17 protein-coding genes are annotated in these 18,607 nt (G+C 64.9%); 11 read left to right on the top strand and 6 right to left on the bottom strand.

The window, feature by feature from the left end:
- Nucleotides 1–85: 85 nt before the first annotated feature.
- Nucleotides 86–1,114: a DNA-3-methyladenine glycosylase gene (locus QCE64_RS23995; RefSeq protein WP_309916960.1), complete on the bottom strand. Its 1,029-nt coding sequence runs from the start codon at nt 1,112–1,114 to the stop codon at nt 86–88.
- Between the two features lie 47 nt (nt 1,115–1,161).
- The gene (gene cysS / locus QCE64_RS23990; RefSeq protein WP_309916963.1) at nt 1,162–2,559 is read right to left on the bottom strand and encodes a cysteine--tRNA ligase; all 1,398 of its coding nucleotides are present in this window, start codon (nt 2,557–2,559) and stop codon (nt 1,162–1,164) included.
- A 500-nt stretch (nt 2,560–3,059) separates the two neighbouring features.
- Here cysS and QCE64_RS23985 point away from each other — a divergent pair, with 500 nt between their 5' ends.
- From QCE64_RS23985 to QCE64_RS23970, 4 genes are all read left to right on the top strand, one after another.
- The gene (locus tag QCE64_RS23985) at nt 3,060–3,842 is read left to right on the top strand and encodes a tetratricopeptide repeat protein (protein ID WP_309930351.1); all 783 of its coding nucleotides are present in this window, start codon (nt 3,060–3,062) and stop codon (nt 3,840–3,842) included.
- A gap of 210 nt (nt 3,843–4,052) precedes the next feature.
- Entirely contained in the window at nt 4,053–4,634 is a 582-nt protein-coding gene (locus QCE64_RS23980; RefSeq protein WP_309916969.1) for a peptidylprolyl isomerase, read from the top strand.
- Between the two features lie 90 nt (nt 4,635–4,724).
- Nucleotides 4,725–5,216, top strand: a complete 492-nt coding sequence (locus QCE64_RS23975; RefSeq protein WP_309916972.1) for a peptidylprolyl isomerase — start codon at nt 4,725–4,727, stop codon at nt 5,214–5,216.
- A gap of 13 nt (nt 5,217–5,229) precedes the next feature.
- A complete protein-coding gene (locus tag QCE64_RS23970) occupies nt 5,230–6,039 on the top strand; it encodes a UDP-2,3-diacylglucosamine diphosphatase (protein WP_310006569.1) in 810 nt (269 codons plus the stop codon).
- 4 nt (nt 6,040–6,043) lie between these two features.
- On the opposite strand, the gene cysE is transcribed toward QCE64_RS23970, so the two are convergent.
- The gene (gene cysE / locus QCE64_RS23965; RefSeq protein ID WP_309916976.1) at nt 6,044–6,847 is read right to left on the bottom strand and encodes a serine O-acetyltransferase; all 804 of its coding nucleotides are present in this window, start codon (nt 6,845–6,847) and stop codon (nt 6,044–6,046) included.
- Between the two features lie 187 nt (nt 6,848–7,034).
- Nucleotides 7,035–7,814 carry an RNA methyltransferase gene (locus QCE64_RS23960; protein ID WP_309916979.1) on the bottom strand — a complete coding sequence of 260 codons (780 nt, stop codon included), beginning with the start codon at nt 7,812–7,814 and terminating at the stop codon, nt 7,035–7,037.
- Nucleotides 7,815–8,116: 302 nt separating this feature from the next.
- On the opposite strand from QCE64_RS23960, the gene QCE64_RS23955 reads away from it, so the two are divergent.
- The 5 genes from QCE64_RS23955 (at nt 8,117) to QCE64_RS23935 (ending at nt 15,267) form a co-directional block, all read left to right on the top strand.
- A complete protein-coding gene (locus QCE64_RS23955; RefSeq protein ID WP_309808802.1) occupies nt 8,117–8,920 on the top strand; it encodes an inositol monophosphatase family protein in 804 nt (267 codons plus the stop codon).
- A gap of 184 nt (nt 8,921–9,104) precedes the next feature.
- Complete coding sequence (lplT, locus tag QCE64_RS23950; protein WP_309916982.1) at nt 9,105–10,403, top strand: lysophospholipid transporter LplT; 1,299 nt, start codon at nt 9,105–9,107, stop codon at nt 10,401–10,403.
- 165 nt (nt 10,404–10,568) lie between these two features.
- A complete protein-coding gene (locus QCE64_RS23945; protein WP_309916985.1) occupies nt 10,569–10,937 on the top strand; it encodes a glycine zipper domain-containing protein in 369 nt (122 codons plus the stop codon).
- A 318-nt stretch (nt 10,938–11,255) separates the two neighbouring features.
- Nucleotides 11,256–13,970 carry a DNA mismatch repair protein MutS gene (gene mutS, locus QCE64_RS23940; RefSeq protein WP_310007349.1) on the top strand — a complete coding sequence of 905 codons (2,715 nt, stop codon included), beginning with the start codon at nt 11,256–11,258 and terminating at the stop codon, nt 13,968–13,970.
- Entirely contained in the window at nt 13,957–15,267 is a 1,311-nt protein-coding gene (locus QCE64_RS23935; protein WP_310006567.1) for a hypothetical protein, read from the top strand. Before mutS ends, QCE64_RS23935 begins: the two co-directional genes overlap by 14 nt.
- Nucleotides 15,268–15,324: 57 nt before the next feature.
- Here the strand turns inward: QCE64_RS23935 and QCE64_RS23930 are convergent, their stop codons facing one another.
- Complete coding sequence (locus tag QCE64_RS23930; protein ID WP_309808810.1) at nt 15,325–15,876, bottom strand: peptidylprolyl isomerase; 552 nt, start codon at nt 15,874–15,876, stop codon at nt 15,325–15,327.
- Nucleotides 15,877–15,909: 33 nt separating this feature from the next.
- On the opposite strand from QCE64_RS23930, the gene QCE64_RS23925 reads away from it, so the two are divergent.
- Together QCE64_RS23925 and QCE64_RS23920 are read left to right on the top strand one after the other, a co-directional pair.
- Nucleotides 15,910–17,148 carry a cupin domain-containing protein gene (locus tag QCE64_RS23925; RefSeq protein WP_309917072.1) on the top strand — a complete coding sequence of 413 codons (1,239 nt, stop codon included), beginning with the start codon at nt 15,910–15,912 and terminating at the stop codon, nt 17,146–17,148.
- 280 nt (nt 17,149–17,428) lie between these two features.
- On the top strand, nt 17,429–17,683 hold the full coding sequence (locus QCE64_RS23920; protein WP_244825575.1) for a hypothetical protein: 255 nt from the start codon (nt 17,429–17,431) through the stop codon (nt 17,681–17,683).
- 119 nt (nt 17,684–17,802) lie between these two features.
- On the opposite strand, the gene QCE64_RS23915 is transcribed toward QCE64_RS23920, so the two are convergent.
- Nucleotides 17,803–18,576 carry an MBL fold metallo-hydrolase gene (locus QCE64_RS23915; protein WP_309917075.1) on the bottom strand — a complete coding sequence of 258 codons (774 nt, stop codon included), beginning with the start codon at nt 18,574–18,576 and terminating at the stop codon, nt 17,803–17,805.
- Nucleotides 18,577–18,607: the final 31 nt, after the last annotated feature.

Genomic DNA, 18,607 nt, shown 5'->3' with positions numbered 1-18,607 from the left:
CGATTATAAAGCAACGATAGTCCGCCCTTGCGCGCCTGCCACGCACGCCCCTGCGCGCGTCCTTGAGTCGTAGCTTGCGTCGGGTCTAGTGATCGGCCGGAATCGGATTGAGGCTGCGCCACATGTACCAGGTCGCGACCGTGCGCCACGGCTCCCAGTTGGCCGCCACTTCGCGCGCCTCGCTGCGCGTGACCGGTTCGCCGCTGAAATAGTTGACGCTGATCGCCTGGATCAGGCCGAGGTCGTCGAGCGGCAGCACGTCCGGGCGCGACAGGTTGAAGATCAGGAACATCTCCGCCGTCCAGCGGCCGATGCCGCGAATCTGCGTGAGCTCGGCGATCACGGCTTCGTCGTCCATCGAGGTCCATGCGTCGACGTGCAGCGCGCCGTTCTCGAAATGTTGCGCGAGATCGAGAATGTATTCGGCCTTGCGCCGCGACAGGCCGCACGCCTGCAACTTGTCATGGCCGAGCCGGATGAAGCGCGCGGGATGAATCTCCGGACACGCGGTCTTCACGCGTTCCCAGATGGCCTGCGCGGCTTTCGTCGAGATCTGCTGGCCCGCGACGGAACGGGCGAGCGTCGAGAACGGATCGCCCAGATTCACGAGATGAATCTCGCCGAACTTCGGGATCAGTTTCTTGAGAATGCGGTCGCGCTTCATCAGATCCGCACACGCGCGATCCCAGTAGTCGGGACGCACGGCTTCGCGCGTGAGACCGCCGATCTGCACCGGTTTCACCGCGTCGGCGGTGACGACGTGCGACTTGCGGACGATCTCGCCCTCGCGCGCATCCGGCACGAGCGCCTGCGCGTGCGCATCGTCCGCGGCGCGGCCGTTGGTCTTCGCAGCGCGCGCGTTAGCTGAGGCGCCATTCGGGCGTGCGGTCTTCGCGGCGCGCGTCACATCGATAGTTGGCTTGCCGCCGTCCGCGCGCTTGAGGGCGCTCTTGCGGCCGTTCACCGCGCCCGCGCCGTCGATCTTTCGCGTGTCCGCTGCAGCCTGACCTTCCACGTGTGTTTCCGTTCGCGCGACGCGCGTGCGCTTCATTGCGCGCGGCGTGTCGCTAACAGACGCGGGTCGTTTGACCGGCGTCTTCCTGGCCGTTGCCATCGTGCCTCCTGCCTGGTGAGTCGATCAGAGGGTTCGAAGGTCCGCGTTCAGACGCGGCGCCATTCGGTCGACCCACCCGGTTTGTCTTCAAGGGCAATACCGGCTTCGAGCAATTCAGCGCGAATCCGGTCTGCTTCGGCATAGTTCTTCGCCTGCTTGGCGGCGACGCGCCCGGCGATCTTCGCTTCGATCTCCTGCGGCGTCAGTCCCGGCGCCTCGCCGGTCCCCGCGGCCTGCTGCAGGAACACCCGCGGCTCGCGCACGAGCAGGCCGAGCACGCCGGCGAGACCCTTCAGTTGACGCGCGGACGCCGCATCGCGCGAGCGGTTCACCTGGCTCGCGAGATCGAACAGCACGGATACCGCCAGCGGCGTGTTGAAGTCATCGTTCATTGCTGACTGGAAACGCTGCGCGTTCGGCTCGTTCCAGTCAAGTGGCTGATCGTCCGGCTCGACATCCTTCAACGCCGTATACAGCCTCGTGAGTCCGTTGCGGGCGTCGTCGATGTGCACGTCGCTGTAGTTCAGCGGCGAACGATAGTGTGCCCGTGCAATAAAGAAGCGCACCACTTCGGCGTCGAATTTCTTCAGCACTTCGCGGATCGTGAAGAAGTTGCCGAGCGACTTCGACATCTTCTCGTTATCGATCTGCACGTAGCCGTTGTGCATCCAGTAGTTCACGAAGGTCTTGCCCGTCGCGCCTTCGCTCTGCGCAATCTCGTTCTCGTGATGCGGGAACTGCAGGTCCTGACCGCCGCCGTGGATGTCGAACTGGTCGCCGAGCAGCGTGCAGCCCATCGCCGAACATTCGATGTGCCAGCCCGGACGGCCGCGGCCCCAGCGCGAGTCCCAGCCGGAATCGGCGGGTTCGTCCGCCTTTGCCTGCTTCCACAGCACGAAGTCGAGCGGGTCTTCCTTCGCATCGTTCGCGGCGACGCGCTCGCCGGCGCGCAGGTCTTCGATTGACTTGCCGGACAGCTTGCCGTAGTCGGCGAACTTGCGCACCGCGAAGTTCACGTCGCCGTCCTTCGCCTGGTACGCATAGCCGTTCGACTGCAATGCATCGATCATGCCGAGCATCTGCGGAATGTAGTCGGTCGCGCGCGGCTCGAGGTCCGGACGCGCGACGCCGAGCGCCGCCGCGTCTTCATGCATGGCCTCGATGAAGCGATGCGTGAGCGCCTTGATGGGCTCGTTGTTCTCCACGGCGCGCCGAATGATCTTGTCGTCGATGTCCGTGATGTTCTGCACGTACGTGACCTTGTAGCCGAGCGCGCGCAGCCAGCGCTGCACGATGTCGAACACCACCATCACGCGCGCGTGTCCGATGTGACAGTAGTCATACACCGTCATTCCGCAGACATACATGCGCACCTCGCCGGCGCGAAGCGGCGTGAAGGTTTGCTTGTCACGGGCGAGCGTGTTGTAGATGCGCAGCGAGTTCATAGATGGCAAAACGTAGAACGGAAACCACCGTGTGCCGGGTAAAAGCGGCGTGCACGGATGCGGCGTGTTCGGGGAGCGACGAGACCCACCCGCGAGCGCGAACACGACGGTCATGCGACCTGGACGGACACGGCCACGAGTGGCAAAGGAAAGTCTGGATTCGGCGCCGCATGCACTGCTCGCGGGAACGAACCCGGAGACAAGAGGCAAGACGCGTGCGCGGGACGTGCAGACCTTTTGTTAGAATGGGTCGGAGTATAACACCGGGACTTGAGCCTATGAAAACCCCAGGCGGCCGGACAGCGGGCCTTGCAAGGCGCGTTCCGGGCCGGGCGCAAAGCCCGTTCGAAGCATCCGCCGAAGGGATTGTTTCAGGCTCCGTCACGGTCCGTGCGCCGAAGCTGCCGCCGGTTTTTTCGTTGCACGCTTTCGCCGCTTTCCGGCATCCTTCGCAGCATCAATCATTGAATCGATCCCAAGTGACTCATCGCTCAGCGCGCATGTCTTCGCCACTTTCCCGCCGGCGCCTGCCCGGGACCCTCAGTGCATTCGCGGCGCGCTCGCTCGCCGTGCTCGCGCTCTGCATCGGCGCCTCGGGCGCCGCGTTCGCGCAGACCTCACCCGCCACGCGCGACGATACGCCGCAAATCGACTCGGCCATTGCAAACAAGGACTGGAGCGCGGCGCTCACGCAACTCGATGCGCGCATCGCGAGCCATCCGCGCGACGTCCAGGCGAAGTTCAAGCGCGCCACCGTGCTCGCCCGCCTGAACCGCGACGACGACGCCATCGCCGCATTCACCGAACTCACGCAGGCTTATCCCGAATTGCCGGAGCCGTACAACAACCTGGCCGCGCTCTATGCGAAGAAAGGCCGCTATGACGACGCGCGCGTGGCGCTCGAAACCGCGGTGAAGGCCAACCCCGGCTATGCGCTCGCCTACGACAATCTCGGCGATCTGTACCTGAGGCTCGCGAGCGAGTCGTACAAGCGCGCGCAGACGCTCGGCTCGAAGAGCCCGCTCACGGCCCGGCGCATCGCGGCCATCCAGAACATCTATACGCCGCCGGCGCGCAAGCGCGGGGCAGAGGCCGCGGCGGCATCGGGCGCTTCGGGCGCGGCAGCGGCGCGCGGCGCGGACGAATGGGCGCCCGCTTCAGGGACAACCTCGGGAAGCAGCGCGACGTCGACGGTGCCCTCGCCCGACGATTACTCGCCTTTCGGCGGCCCGAGCAGCCCGCTGCCGAGCACGCCCTACATCGCGCCGAGCACGCGGCCTTGAGCACACGGCACTGAGCCACGGCACTGAGCCACGACACTGAGCCACGACACTGAGCAGACGAAGCCGGTCACGCGCCGGTCCGGCATCCGGCGCGGCGCGCGGTAAGCTGTCGCCTCGCGGCGCGGTTCCGGCAAGCTTCCGGCGCGCTCGCTTCGCAAACCGGCTGTCGCGGCTGACGCATTGCATTCACCACACGAGGATCGATCCTTCATGAAATTCCTGATGCTGGCGCTTTCGAGCGCTGCCCTGATCGCGAGCGCGCCGTCGTTCGCCCAGCCCAACGCACAGGCAGCGCACCCCACCGTGCTCCTCAAGACCACGCAAGGCGACATCAAGGTCGAGCTGTATCCGGAAAAGGCGCCGAAGACCGTCGCGAACTTTCTGAGCTACGTGAAGTCCGGTCAATACAGCGGCACGATCTTTCATCGCGTGATTCCGGGCTTCATGATCCAGGGCGGCGGCTTCAGCACGAGTTTTGCTGAGAAGCCGACGCGCGCGCCGATCCCGCTCGAAAGCAAGAACGGCCTGAAGAACCTGACGGGCACCATCGCGATGGCGCGCACCAGCGACCCGAATTCGGCCACGGCCCAGTTCTTCATCAATACGGTCGATAATGCGGGTCTCGACTACCCGAGCCCGGATGGCAACGGCTATGCCGTGTTCGGCAAGGTCGTGGCCGGGATGGATGTCGTGAAGAAGATCGAAGGAAGCCCGACCACCACGCGCGGTCCGATGCAGGACGTGCCGCAGAAGCCGACCGTCATCGAATCGGCGAGCGTGGTCTCGCAGTAATCCGCAACGCCCTTCGCGTCCGTGGCGCCGTCATGATTCAAGCCGCGCCACGGCCCCAATCAACACACTGGAACACTGGAGAACACAATCATGGTCGAACTGCATACGAACCACGGCGTCATCAAGATCGAACTGGACGCCGAGAAGGCGCCGAAGTCGGTGGAAAACTTCCTCAACTACGTGAAGAAGGGACACTACGACAACACCGTGTTCCACCGCGTGATCGACGGCTTCATGATTCAGGGCGGCGGCTTCGAGCCGGGCATGAAGCAGAAGCCGACCGACGCGCCGATCACCAACGAAGCCAACAACGGCCTCTCGAACGACAACTACACGGTCGCGATGGCCCGCACGAACGACCCGCACTCGGCCACCGCGCAGTTCTTCATCAACGTGAAGGACAACGACTTCCTGAACCACTCGTCGCCGACGCCGCAAGGCTGGGGCTACACCGTGTTCGGCCGCGTGGTCGAGGGCATGGACGTGGTCGACAAGATCAAGAAGGTGAAGACCGGCTCGAAGGGTTTCCATCAGGACGTGCCGGCGGACGACGTGGTGATCGAGAAGGCCGTGGTGGTCTGATCGCGGTCACTGCATGATCGCTACGAACGCGTCATTCGATCGCAACGCAGCGGGTGCGGCGAAACAGCCGCGCCCGCTGTTTTTCATTTCCGACCTGCACTTGAGCGAGGCGCTGCCGAACACGGTCACGGCATTCGAGCATTTCGTCGAGGTCACCGCGAACGAGGCGGATTCCGTCTTCATTCTCGGCGACCTGTTCGAATTCTGGATCGGCGACGACATCCTCGATGCGCCCTCCTCCCACCCGCGCGCGGCTTTCGCGCGCCGCATGACGCGGCTGATGCATACGCTGTCGGAACGCGGCATCGGGCTGTATGTGATGCACGGCAACCGCGACTTCCTGCTCGGTCCGCGTTTCATGAAGGACGCCGGCGCGATGCTGCTGCCCGAGCCGTTCGTCATTACGGGCTTCGGCAAGCGCATCGTGCTCGCGCATGGCGACGGACTCTGCACCGCCGATCGCGGCTACCAGGCCTTCCGCGCGCTCGCGCGCAACCGCATCGCGCAGCGCCTGTTTCTCGCGTTGCCGCTGGAGACGCGCATGGGCATCGGCCAGCGCATGCGCACGAAGAGCACGCAGCGCGAAGGCGGCCGCATGGCGGGCGCCGCGCCCAAATACGATGTCACGAAGAAGGCCGTCTCCGAGCTGTTCATCGGGAGCCACACGCATACGCTGATTCACGGGCACACGCACCGCCCGGCGATGCATCGCGAGGTCGAGGGCGTGCGCTGGGTGCTGCCCGACTGGGAGCTCGATGTCGCGGCGCCGCGCGGCGGCTATCTGCGTCTGGACGAACAGGGCCTGCGCGCGCTGCCGCTGTAACGGGTCAGCGGGCGGTGTCCGCCGTTTGCGCGGCGGCGCTGGTCTTGCCGTCCATCGACGTGCACAGGCGCTTGAGGTCGATGAGCGCCGCGCCGTCCGCCGGATTCAGCGCTTCCATGCGCGCGCCGAGCCGCTCCAGCGCCGCGACCATCTCGTCGATGCGCTGGGTCTGCGTCGAGGCGTGATCGATCAGGCCGTGGATGGCGAGGGACATGGGATCGTCGGCGTTCGGTGTGATGCCGTAGGCGCAGAAGCCGCTGCGCGCCGGCGCTTCGGCCGGTTTTTTGCCGACCGCCGGCATCACGATGCGCGCCGGATTGCCGACCGCCGTGCCGCCTGCCGGCACCGGCTTCACCACCACGGCATTCGAGCCGATCTTCGCCTCCGCACCCACCGTAAAGCCGCCGAGCACCTTCGCCCCAGCCCCGACGATCACACCGCGTTCGAGTGTCGGATGACGCTTCGCGCCGCGCGTGAGCGAGGTGCCGCCGAGCGTCACGCCCTGGTAGATGGTGCAGTCGTCGCCGATTTCGGCGGTTTCGCCGATCACGACGCCCATGCCGTGATCGATGAACACGCGCCGGCCGAGCGTCGCGCCCGGATGGATTTCGATGCCGGTAAGAAAGCGCGCGACCTGCGACACGAAACGCGCGAGCCAGCGCCACTGGCCGCGCCAGCACGCGTGCGCGAACCGATGCAGCACGATGGCGTGCAACCCGGGATAGCAGGTCACGACTTCCCATGCGCTGCGGGCGGCGGGATCGCGCTCGCGGATGGCGGCGATGTCTTCGCGAAGTCGGTCGAACATGGCGAGGTCTCGATTGAGGGACAGGGGCAAGGACGGAGCCTGCGCCGTTCCGTGCGGCGGTTGCCTGCATAGCACGGAACGCGCAAAGCTTATATCGGCTCGGGCCGTTTTCCGGCGATTGTAGGACGAGCGCGCCGAGTCTGCCGCGATGCCCACGATGCGAATGCGGTCGGCCCCCGTCGCTCGCTCACCCCTTGCGATCCTTCCCCGCCTGCAGCAGCACGTGCTTGGCGATGCCGCGCAGGATGTTGACTTCCTCGTGCTCCAGCCCGGAGCGCGCGAACATCCGCCGCACGCGCGACATCAGCTTCTTCGGGTTGGCCGGATCGAGAAACGCCAGCGCGACGAGCGCTTCTTCGAGATGCGCATACATTCCCTCGATTTCTTCGCTCGACGCGCCCTGCCCCGCCGTTTCGACGAGCGCGAGCGGGCTGGCAGGCGCCTGGAACGCGAGACGCAGTTCGTACGCCAGCACCTGCACGGCCTGCGCGAGATTGAGCGAGCTGTAGGCCGGATTGGCCGGGATGTGGGCGAGCGCGCTGCAGCGTTCGACGTCGGCATTCGAGAGCCCGGTGCGCTCGTTGCCGAACACGAGCGCGATGTCGCCGTGCCGCACGAATTCGTGAACGCGCTCGGCCAGCGCGCGCGGCGGCATCTGCGGCGGACCGTATTCGCGAGTGCGCGCCGTCAGCGCGGCCGACCAGCGGACGCCCGTGAGCGCATCGGCGAGCGTGTCGACGACGTGCGCGGAGGCGAGCACGTCATCGGCGCCGGAGGCCATTGCGATGGCTTCCGGCGTGTTCTTCACGTCCGCGACGCGCGGTGCGACGAGCACGAGGCGCGCGAAACCCATGGTCTTGAGCGCGCGCGCGGCCGCGCCGACATTGCCCGGATGACTCGGTTCGACGAGGACGAAGCGGGTGGAGGTGAAGCCTCCGGCGGGCGGGAGTAGATCGTTGGTGTCCAAGGCGCGGTTCGTGCTGAGTAAGCTGAGGAAAAGCTGGAATTGGAGCGTTCGAGCCCGCTATGTTAACGCGGATTTGACGGCCGACCGCCCCGCGCGCCTCATGACGCAACCGGCACGCGGCCCGTCGCCGGGTTTCAGGTAAAATGGCGCCCTCGCGCGTCGTGAATGGCGGCCGGATTCACTCCGGACTGTCTTGCGGCCGCCTCGCTCTTATTCAATTCGTCTTTCGTCGACAGTCGTTGTCGCCAACTTTTTCGCCTGCGCGTGGGTTCGAACGCGCCGGCGGCCAGAGGATTTCGCTCATGCATCCGATGCTCAATATCGCTGTCAAGGCCGCGCGCCGCGCCGGACAGATCATCAACCGCGCGTCGCTGGACCTGGACCGCATCCAGATCAGCAAGAAACAGCACAACGACTTCGTGACGGAAGTCGACAAGGCGTCCGAAGCCGCGATCATCGAGACGCTGACCACCGCCTATCCCGATCACTCCATCCTCGCCGAAGAATCCGGCGAAACCGAGCGCGAATCCGAGTTCCAGTGGATCATCGACCCGCTCGACGGCACCACCAACTTCATCCACGGCTTCCAGTATTACTGCGTATCGATTGCGCTCGCGCACAAGGGCGTGGTGCAGCAGGCGGTCGTCTACGATCCGACCCGCAACGACCTGTTCACCGCCTCGCGCGGCCGCGGCGCGTATCTGAACGAGCGCCGGATTCGCGTCGGCAAGCTGGACCGGCTGTCGGACGCGCTGGTCGGCACGGGCTTCCCGTTCCGCGACGGCCAGGGCCTCAACGCCTACATGCGCATGTTCAGCGAAATGACGCTGTCGTGCGCGGGCCTGCGCCGTCCGGGCGCGGCGGCGCTGGACCTCGCGAACGTCGCGGCGGGCCGGCTAGACGGTTTCTTCGAGCAGGGCATCCATCCGTGGGACGTCGCGGCGGGCAGCCTGATCGTAACCGAAGCGGGCGGCCTGGTCGGCAATTACACGGGCGAATCGGACTTCCTGTTCAAGAACGAGATCGTCGCGGCGAACCCGAAGGTCTACGCGCAGATGATCAAGATCCTCGACATGTACTCGCGCACGCGCCTGACCGGCGAATAAGCCGTACGCAGGGCGCGCCCCGCTTTTCCCGCACGTTTGCGCACGTTTGCGCACGCGCGCCGGGTCTGCATCGATCGCGGGGCTCCGTTACGATGCACTCTTTTGCCCCGGCCGCCTCTCTCGATGCGCGTCCCGTCCGCGCCGGGCTTCGGGACCGCGCGCCGAGCCTGCCATCGAGCCCGTCATGAAAAAAGGCTTCTACACGATCATCGCCGCGCAGTTCGTCTCGTCGCTCGCCGACAATGCGCTCCTGATCGCCGCCATCGCCATGCTCGCCGTCGTGCAGTCGGCGCCCTGGGTCACGCCGCTGCTGCAGATCTTCTTCACCGTTTCCTACGTGGTGCTCGCCCCCTTCGTCGGCGCCTTCGCGGATGCCCTCCAGAAGCGCCACGTCATGTTCATCTCGAACGCGCTGAAGGCGGCCGGCTGCGCGCTGATGATCGCGGGCGTGCATCCGATGATCGCGTACGGCGTCGTGGGTCTCGGCGCGGCGGCCTATTCGCCCGCGAAATACGGCATCCTCACCGAACTCCTGCCGCCGCAGAAACTGATCGCGGCCAATGCCTGGCTCGAATCGGCGACGGTCGGCTCGACGATCCTCGGCACCGTGATCGGCGGCGCGCTCGTGAGCCAGGTGGTCACGCACTGGGTGGCGCAGGCGCACCTGCCCTTCGTGCGCACCGCGGCGCACGCCGCACTGTTTACCGTGATGCTGATCTATGCGTCGGCGGCGGCGATCAACGCGTTCATTCCCGATACCGGCGCGCGCTATCCGAACCTGCTGAACCAGCCGACCCGTCTCGTGCATGACTTCTCGCACTGCTTCAAGGTGCTGTGGAAAGACCGGCTCGCACAGATCGCGCTGTGGGTCACGACGCTGCTGTGGGGCGCCGCCGTCACGCTGCAACTGCTGGTGCTCAAGTGGGCCGACGCGAACCTCGGCCTGTCGCTGTCGAAGGCGGCCGTGCTGCAGGGCATCACGGGCGTGGGCATCGCGCTCGGGGCGGCGGCGGCATCCGCGTGGATCGTGCTGCGCCAGTCGCTGAAAGTGCTGCCGGTGGGCGTGCTGATCGGCGCGGTATCGGTGGCGATGGCCTTCTACAACAAGGACCTGTTTCCGGCCGGCGCGGGCGTGCATATCGGGCCGTGGTTCGCGCCCGCCTACATCCTGATGGCCTATCCGCTGATGATCGCGCTGGGCGGCCTGTCGGGCTTCTTCATCGTGCCGATGAACGCGATCCTGCAACATCGCGGCGCCACCCTGCTGTCGGCGGGACATTCCATCGCGGTGCAGAACTTCAACCAGAATCTCGCCGTCCTGGCGATGCTCGGCGCCTACGCGCTGCTGCTGACCATCCAGGTGCCGGTGCAGTGGATCATCGTCGTCTTTGGCCTGTTCGTCTGCCTGATGATGGCGCTCGCGATGCGCCGCCACGCCCGCAACGATCGCGAAGTGGATCTGGGCGCGATGGTCGAGGAATGATCCTTGCTGATTCGATGAATCTGGATTCGCCGGCCCCGCGCGCAACCGGTTGACAAGCCTGCGCGGGGTAGCAAACGAACGGTCGTCAGGCTGTTGAGATAAATCGTGGCAGGCGGCGAATCCGGCGCTAATCTTATTCGGCAACGTCAATAAAGGAGCAAGGAAATGGGATTGTTCACACGTTCGACGCTCGACAGCAAAATCAATGGCGCAGCCAACGTCGGCGAGCGCGCGGTGCGCGGTGCAAGCGACGCGGTCGATACGGCCAGCAGCCAGTTGCGCAGCCTGCTCGATGATCTGGAAAGCTCGATTCACGGCGCGAAGGACATCGACGCCGACAAGCTGCGGCGCGACCTGCAAGCCAAGCTGAAGTCCGCGCGCTCGCAGATGAATGGCGCGAGCAACGTGTTCTCGGGCAAGCTCGGCGACGCAGCCGGCTATGCCGATGAATTCGTGCATGACAAGCCTTGGCACACGCTGGGGGCAGTGGCGGGACTCGCGCTGCTGGTGGGATTCCTGGCCGCGCGTGCGTAAGGCTTCTGGCCGCGCGTGCATAATGCAGTCCGCACCTCGTTGATGGCCGCGGGGACGATGCGCTTCGTCCCTGCCTCTCCTTGCTTGCTGCGACCTGCTCGCGTTCCTTCCGCGTTCCATCCAGGCATGCCTTCGCCTTCCGGCTGCAAACATCCCTAGGCCATCCGGCCGACTCCGCCCGTTCTTCCCAACAGGTTAAACTCATGCCCTGTCGCTGGTAACCGGTCTTCACTGGTCACCATCGCCGTTATCCGCCGTCCGCGGCGGGCGCACGTTGCGTCCGGCCGTCGGCACGTTCCGGCTTTCACAGCACGCATGATGGGCAATCACACGGCAACTCCCGACTCCTCCAGCGAAACCGCCACGGCTGCGGACCTGTCGCAACACACGCCGATGATGCAGCAGTATCTGCGCATCAAGGCGCAGCATCCCGGCACGCTGGTGTTCTACCGCATGGGCGACTTCTACGAGCTGTTCTTCGAGGACGCCGAGAAGGCCGCGCGCCTGCTCGATCTCACGCTCACCCAGCGCGGCGCGTCCGGCGGCAATCCCATTCGCATGGCGGGCGTGCCGCATCACGCGTGCGAGCAGTATCTCGCCAAGCTCGTGAAGCTCGGCGAGTCGGTGGCGATCTGCGAACAGATCGGCGATCCGGCTGCCTCGAAAGGGCCCGTCGAACGCAAGGTCATGCGCGTGGTCACGCCGGGCACGCTGACCGACGCCGCCCTGCTCTCCGACAAAAGCGACGTCTACCTGCTCGCGCTCTGCCCCATCCATAACCGGCGCGGCGTGGTCACGAGCGTCGGGCTCGCGTGGCTCAATCTGGCGAGCGGCGCGCTGCGCCTCGCGGAAGTCGCCCCCGCTCAAGTGGGCGCGGCGCTGGAACGCATCCGCCCCGCGGAAACGCTGGTCGCGGATTCGATCACGGACCTGCAAAGCTCGCTTGGCGTGACGAATCTCGGCGCGAATCACGTCGCCATCACCCGGGTGCCAGCCTGGCATTTCGATGTCGGCTCGGGCACGCAACGCCTGCGCGAGCAACTGGATGTCGCGAGCCTCGACGGCTTCGGCGCGCAGACCCTCACCTGCGCGTGCGGGGCGGCGGGCGCGTTGCTGCTCTATGCGGCCGCGACGCAGGGCCAGCAGTTGCGCCACGTGCGCAGCCTGAAGGTGGAATACGAGTCGGAATACATCGGGCTGGATCCGGCCACGCGGCGCAATCTCGAACTGACCGAGACGCTGCGCGGCACCGAATCGCCCACCCTGTTCTCCCTGCTCGACACCTGCTGCACGACCATGGGCAGCCGTCTGCTGCGCCACTGGCTGCATCATCCGCCGCGCGATGCCGCCATCGCGCAGGCACGCCAGCAGGCCATCGGCGCACTCCTCGAAGCGCCCGCCGCCAGCAGCCTGGACACGTTGCGCACGGCGCTGCGCCGGGTGTCGGACATCGAACGTATTACCGGGCGCCTCGCGCTGCTCTCGGCACGACCGCGAGACCTGTCGAGCCTGCGCGACACCTTCGCCGCGCTGCCGGAACTGCGCGCGCAGGTCGCGGGCGTATCGGCGCATGCGAGCGCGCTCGAACGCGTCACCGCCGCGCTCGAACCGCCGCACGAATGTCTCGACCTGCTGACCAGCGCCATCGCGCCCGAACCGGCCGCGCTGATCCGCGACGGCGGCGTCATCGCGCGCGGCTACGATCCCGATCTCGACGAACTGCGCGACATCTCGGAGAACTGCGACCAGTTCCTGATTGATCTGGAAGCACGCGAGCGCGAGCGCACCGGCATTGCCAATCTGCGGGTCGAATACAACAAGGTGCATGGCTTCTATATCGAAGTGACGCGCGGCCAGACGGACAAGGTGCCGGACGACTATCGCCGCCGCCAGACGTTGAAGAACGCCGAGCGCTATATCACGCCCGAGCTGAAGACCTTCGAGGACAAGGCGCTGTCCGCGCAGGAACGCGCGCTCGCCCGCGAACGCGCGTTATACGATGCGTTGCTGCAGAACCTCCTGCCCTTCATCGCGGACTGCCAGCGCGTGGCCGGCGCGCTCGCCGAGCTGGACCTGCTGTGTGCGTTTGCCGAACGCGCCCGTGCGCTCGACTGGGTCGCGCCGCAGTTTTCGGCGGAAGCGGGCATCGATATCGAACAGGGACGGCATCCGGTGGTCGAGGCGCAGGTCGAGCAGTTCATTGCCAATGATTGCTGCCTGAGCCAGGATCGCAAGCTCCTGCTGATCACCGGGCCGAACATGGGCGGCAAGTCCACGTTCATGCGCCAGACCGCGCTGATCGCGCTGATGGCCTATGTCGGCAGCTACGTGCCCGCGAAACGCGCGCGCTTCGGCGCGCTGGACCGCATCTTCACGCGCATCGGCGCCGCCGACGACCTCGCCGGCGGCCGCTCCACCTTCATGGTCGAGATGACCGAAGCCGCCGCGATCCTCAACGATGCCAGCGCATCGAGTCTCGTGCTGATGGACGAGATCGGCCGCGGCACCTCGACCTTCGACGGTCTCGCGCTGGCGTGGGCCATCGCGCGGCATCTGCTCACGCACAACGCCTGCTACACGCTGTTCGCCACGCACTACTTCGAACTCACGCAACTGCCGAGCGAATTCGCGCAGGCGGCGAACGTCCATCTCTCGGCGGTCGAGCACGACCACGGCATCGTGTTCCTGCATGCCGTCAGCGAAGGACCGGCCAACCAGAGTTACGGCCTGCAGGTGGCGCAACTCGCGGGCGTACCGTCGGCGGTGATCCGCGCGGCGCGCAAGCATCTGGTGCTGCTCGAACAGCAGTCCATCAACCAGCCCACCCCACAGTTCGATCTCTTCGCGAGCCAGCCCTATGCGCCGTATGAAGACGAAGCAGACGCGCCGCCGGAACCCGTCGAAGCCCCCGAGCATCCGGTGATAGCGAAGCTGCGCGGATTCGATCCGAACGACCTGCGTCCGCGCGACGCGCTCGATCTGCTCTACGAACTGCACGAGCTGGCGAATGCGCCGCCGGATGACGCGCGTTGAGCGTGCCGGATTCTCGCGCCTCTCTCACGCGCCTCGTCTGACCGGCGCGGCCGTGCTGCTGGCCGCGCTCATGTGGAGCGTCGGCGGGCATGCGCAGGCCAGTGGGCCGCTCGGTTTCGCGGTGCTCGCCGACGCCCTCTCGCGCCCCGCCGACGAAGCCCCGGTGCGCCGCATGCTCGATGTCATCGGGCGCGACAGCAACATCGCGTTCATCGTCTACGACGGCAACTTCAAGGGCAGCGCCGAAGCGTGCCGCGACAGCATCTACCAGTCGCGCCATGATCTGCTGGATGCGTCGCACACGCCGGTGATCGTCCTGCTGGGCCAGCACGACTGGGCCGATTGCGGTCAGGCTCACGCGGGCGGCTATGACCCCGTCGAACGGCTGGACTTCGTGCGCCAGCTGTTCTTCGCCGATGCCAATACGCTCGGCCAGACCCCGCTCACGCTGTCGCGCCAAAGCGATGTCGCGCGCTTTCGCACCTTCCGGGAGATCGTGCGCTGGCAGTCGCAGGGCGTCGCGTTCATCGGCCTGAATGTGCCGAGTCCGAACAATCACTATCTGACCGCGGGTGGACGCAACGGCGAGTTCGAAGACCGCGCCGTCGCCACCAGCTTCTGGCTCGAACACGCGGCGGAGACCGCCCGGCGCACGGACATGCGTGCGCTCGTCATCCTGCTGCAGGGCGATCCGGATTTCTCGCGCTATGAACGGCGTGAACGTTTTGCATGGCTGCGCTTTTCGCGTGCGAACCAGCCGCGCGACGGCTTCCTCGAACTCAAGCGCAGTCTCGTCAAGGCCGCCGAAACGTTTCGCGGGCCGGTCATCGTGATCCACACTACGGATGCGTCCGAGCCTACCGGCTTTCATATCGACCAGCCGCTGCGCAACGACAAAGGGCTGATCGTCACGAATCTGACGCGCGTGGCCATTGCGTTCGCCAGGCCGCAATCGCAATGGCTCGACGTGCAGACCGATGCGCAATGGCATCCGCCGTTCCGTCTGCGCATGCGTACCGTGAACGGAGCGGCCAACGTGGAGACCGGTGCGCCATCGGGCGCGTCGGATCTGGCGTATCCAGCGCCGCCATCGCAACTACAACCACAACCGACGCTGCCCGCGCTGCCGCGCGACGACTTGCCCGAAGCCCTGCCCGCGCCGCCGACCATGCCCTTGCCCGCTTCCGATCTTCCACCTATCCTGACGTCGCCGCAGTCGCTGCCGCCCATCTATCCGATGCCGGCTTCGAACGTCCAGAACGGCACGGCGCCGACCTCGCCAACGCCGAACAAATAAAAAAAGCGCAGCCGAAGCTGCGCTTTCTTCATCAATGAGTGGTCTGGCGCGGCGCGCTCAATGCAGCGTCGGGCCCGCGTCCTTGCGCGGTTCGTTATCGTCTTCTTCGTCGTCTTCATCGACGACTTGCAGTCCATCCGCGCCATGCGCGTGCTGATGCTCGATCTCGTCATCCGTGGCGTCGCGCACTTCCTGCACCGACAGTGCAAAACGCAAGGCCATGCCCGCGAGCGGATGATTGCCGTCCAGCACGACCTTGTCTTCGGCGACGTCGGTGACGGTATAGATCAGCGAGTCCAGTTCGTCGTCTGCATCCTCCGGCGTGCCTTCGAACTGCATGCCCACTTCCAGCGGCTCGGGAAAGCGGCTGCGCTCCTCGATCTTCACGAGCTCGGGATCGTACTCCCCGAATGCATCCTGCGGCTCGAGTTGGATGAGCGTTTCGAAGCCGGCTTCATGCCCGGCCAGCGCTTCCTCGATCTTGGGGAACGTGCCATCATAGCCGCCGTGCAGATAGACCATCGGCTCGTCGCTTTCCTCGATCAGATTGCCTTGCGCATCCGATAGCTTGTACGCGACCGAAACGACTTTGTCTTTCGCAATTTTCATTGGATCCTCCAAGATACAAGACTCGATTATACGATGCCCAAGCGGCCGCACCACGCCAGTCCATCCCCCCGTTCCACCCCGCCCGGGCACACCCGTGCGCCCTTGCCGGACGAGCTCACACCCCTGTTGGGCAACCGCACGCCGCGGCAGTTCATGCGTCGCTACTGGCAGAAAAAGCCGCTGCTGATCCGCCAGGCGTTCCCCGGTCTTGCCGCTCCGCTGCCGCGCGGCGAACTGTTCGCCCTCGCCGATCTCGACGACGTCGAGTCACGTCTCATCACCCATTTTCGCGACAAATGGGACATGGAGCATGGGCCGTTCGCGCCTGACGAACTGCCATCTGTGAAAAAGCGTGAATGGACGCTGCTCGTGCAAGGCGCGAACCTGCACGACGACCGCGCCCATGCCCTGATGAATCAGTTCCGTTTCATTCCGGACGCGCGTCTGGATGATCTGATGATCTCTTACGCCACCGATGGCGGCGGTGTCGGTCCTCACTTCGACTCCTACGATGTGTTCCTGTTGCAAGTGCATGGCAAGCGCCGCTGGCGCATCGGCAAACAGCGCGATCTTTCGCTAAAACCCGGACTGCCGTTGAAAGTTTTACAGCACTTCGAGCCTGAGGAGGAATGGCTGCTGGAGCCCGGCGACATGCTTTATCTGCCGCCGCACGTCGCGCACGACGGCATTGCGGAAGGCGAATGCATGACGGCGTCCATCGGCTTTCGCGCGCCTTCGGAGCATGAGCTCACGGCGCAGTTCCTCTATCACCTGGCTGAACGTGCAGGCGAAGCAGCCGAAGGCGCCCGCGCGAGCGCACGTTATCGCGACCCTGCTCAAGAGCCCGTGGCGAACCCGGCCGCGCTGCCTGGACTGTTGAAGGAGCGTGTAGGCGCGATCCTTGCGAATATCGACTGGAATGAAAAGGACATCGCTGCGTTTCTGGGCACTTATTTGAGCGAGCCGAAGGCGAATGTCGTGTTCGATTCGCCGGAACGCGCGTTGAATGAAGAACGCTTTGTTGAACGCGCAAAAAAGACGGGCGTAAAGCTGGATAGAAAGGCCATTTTGCTCTATGACCAGAAGTCATATTTCGTAAATGGCGAGGCGGCATCGTTATCGTCGAAGCTGAAAAAGTGGCTCCCTGAATTGGCTGATTCGAGGCATCTGGAGGCGAAACGCTTTGTAACACTTACAGACGATTCGACAATGACAGCGTTGCTGCACGAATGGTATCGTGCGGGCTGGATTCAACTAGGCGCTTGGGCTTGACAGGCTTGGCTCGACGAGGCTTCCAAACACGCTGTGAAACACGCTGCGAATGCTAGAATACGGCGTTCCGCAATATGAAAGTTTGTATGAGAAAGACAACGTATCGGCCCCCGATTTATCGACGGTCGTTGCGAAAGTGCCTATAATTTCCGGCCAAGCCGTAGGAAGTCTCACACCAAAAAAGAATTGTGAGTCTCCACAGCGGCCCAGGTCGGTGTTGGAGCACACATTACCGGTACTTTGCGCTGTTGCTTACCTTTAACCATAAAAGGACGTGATCATGAAGAAATCCCTCCTCGTAGCATCCCTGTTGGCTGCTGTTGCTCTTGCTGCATGCAACAAGTCTAGCGATTCGGCTGCTCCGAGCGCTGCAAGCGATACGTCGGCTGCTTCGGCACCGGCTGCTGCCGCTTCGGACGCAAACGCTGCAGCATCGAGCGCTTCGGCCGCTGCAAGCGACGCAGCTTCGGCTGCTGGCGCTGCTTCGGACGCTGCGGCTTCGTCGGCTGCTCCGGCATCGGGCGCAAGCCAGTAAGGCTTCAGGCGCTATGCCCCCGCAGGTCGCTCGATGCGGCCTGCAAACGAAAAAACCGGCTTTCGAGCCGGTTTTTTTATGCTTGCTTCATGCGTATGTATTGCCAATCTCGACGCGACCTATAACGTCAACCAGTCAAAGCCTTCCGTCTGCGTGGCCACCACCACCTCGAGCGCCGACGCTCCCAGCACCGCGGCAAGCGCCGCCTGCGCCAGATGCGGCTGATTGTTCTGCTGACTCAAATGAGCAGCCACGAGATGACGCAGCTTCGATCGATCCAGCGAAGCGAGAATGGCCGCGGCCGCGTCGTTATTCAGGTGTCCGTGCGTTCCGCCGATGCGCGCCTTCAGCGAAGGCGGATAACGGCTCGCCGCGAGCATCGCGAGATCGTGATTGGATTCGAGCACGAGTGCGTCGCACCCGCTCAGCATGTTCGTGATATGCGGCGTTGAAACGCCCACGTCGGTGAGCACCCCCAGGCGGCTGGCGCCATCGGAGAATACGTATTGCAGCGGCTCGCGGGCATCGTGCGGCACGGTGTACGGCAACACGCTCAGATCGCCGATGGTCACCCGCTCGTCGCCCCACAGCACGTTCAGCTCGACCTTGCCTTCATCGGCGCCGATCGCGCGCGCCGTGCCCCAGCTCATGTGCAACGGAATGGAGAACTTGCGCGCCAGCGTCATCGCGCTGCCGATGTGATCCGTATGCTCGTGCGTGATGACGATGGCATCGAGATCTTCGGCGCGGCAATCGAGCCGCGCGAGACGCCGCTCGATCTCCTTCGCGGAGAAGCCGCAGTCGAGCAGCACGCGCGTCGTCGTGGTGCCGCACGACGCCTCGACGAGCAATGCATTGCCTTCGCTGCCGCTGCCCAGACTGGCGAATCTCACGATGCAACCTTGATCAACTGAAGTCCTGCAC

Origin of the sequence: Caballeronia sp. LZ043, assembly GCF_031451075.1 — a bacterium.
In the GTDB taxonomy this organism is placed as follows: domain Bacteria; phylum Pseudomonadota; class Gammaproteobacteria; order Burkholderiales; family Burkholderiaceae; genus Caballeronia.
The sequence above is the reverse complement of the archived record's forward strand: the minus strand, read 5'-3'. Positions and strand labels throughout refer to the sequence as shown.

What these genes read in the sequence shown, in the direction of transcription:
- QCE64_RS23955 (WP_309808802.1), top strand. Translation starts at nt 8,117, where the DNA reads ATGCATCCGATGCTCAATATCGCTGTCAAGGCCGCGCGCCGCGCCGGA.
- QCE64_RS23980 (WP_309916969.1), top strand. Translation starts at nt 4,053, where the DNA reads ATGAAATTCCTGATGCTGGCGCTTTCGAGCGCTGCCCTGATCGCGAGC.
- QCE64_RS23935 (WP_310006567.1), top strand. Translation starts at nt 13,957, where the DNA reads ATGACGCGCGTTGAGCGTGCCGGATTCTCGCGCCTCTCTCACGCGCCT.
- QCE64_RS23925 (WP_309917072.1), top strand. Translation starts at nt 15,910, where the DNA reads ATGCCCAAGCGGCCGCACCACGCCAGTCCATCCCCCCGTTCCACCCCG.
- QCE64_RS23970 (WP_310006569.1), top strand. Translation starts at nt 5,230, where the DNA reads ATGATCGCTACGAACGCGTCATTCGATCGCAACGCAGCGGGTGCGGCG.
- QCE64_RS23920 (WP_244825575.1), top strand. Translation starts at nt 17,429, where the DNA reads ATGAAGAAATCCCTCCTCGTAGCATCCCTGTTGGCTGCTGTTGCTCTT.
- QCE64_RS23985 (WP_309930351.1), top strand. Translation starts at nt 3,060, where the DNA reads ATGTCTTCGCCACTTTCCCGCCGGCGCCTGCCCGGGACCCTCAGTGCA.
- QCE64_RS23945 (WP_309916985.1), top strand. Translation starts at nt 10,569, where the DNA reads ATGGGATTGTTCACACGTTCGACGCTCGACAGCAAAATCAATGGCGCA.
- QCE64_RS23995 (WP_309916960.1), bottom strand. Translation starts at nt 1,114, where the DNA reads ATGGCAACGGCCAGGAAGACGCCGGTCAAACGACCCGCGTCTGTTAGC.
- cysE (WP_309916976.1), bottom strand. Translation starts at nt 6,847, where the DNA reads ATGTTCGACCGACTTCGCGAAGACATCGCCGCCATCCGCGAGCGCGAT.
- mutS (WP_310007349.1), top strand. Translation starts at nt 11,256, where the DNA reads ATGGGCAATCACACGGCAACTCCCGACTCCTCCAGCGAAACCGCCACG.
- QCE64_RS23930 (WP_309808810.1), bottom strand. Translation starts at nt 15,876, where the DNA reads ATGAAAATTGCGAAAGACAAAGTCGTTTCGGTCGCGTACAAGCTATCG.
- lplT (WP_309916982.1), top strand. Translation starts at nt 9,105, where the DNA reads ATGAAAAAAGGCTTCTACACGATCATCGCCGCGCAGTTCGTCTCGTCG.
- QCE64_RS23975 (WP_309916972.1), top strand. Translation starts at nt 4,725, where the DNA reads ATGGTCGAACTGCATACGAACCACGGCGTCATCAAGATCGAACTGGAC.
- cysS (WP_309916963.1), bottom strand. Translation starts at nt 2,559, where the DNA reads ATGAACTCGCTGCGCATCTACAACACGCTCGCCCGTGACAAGCAAACC.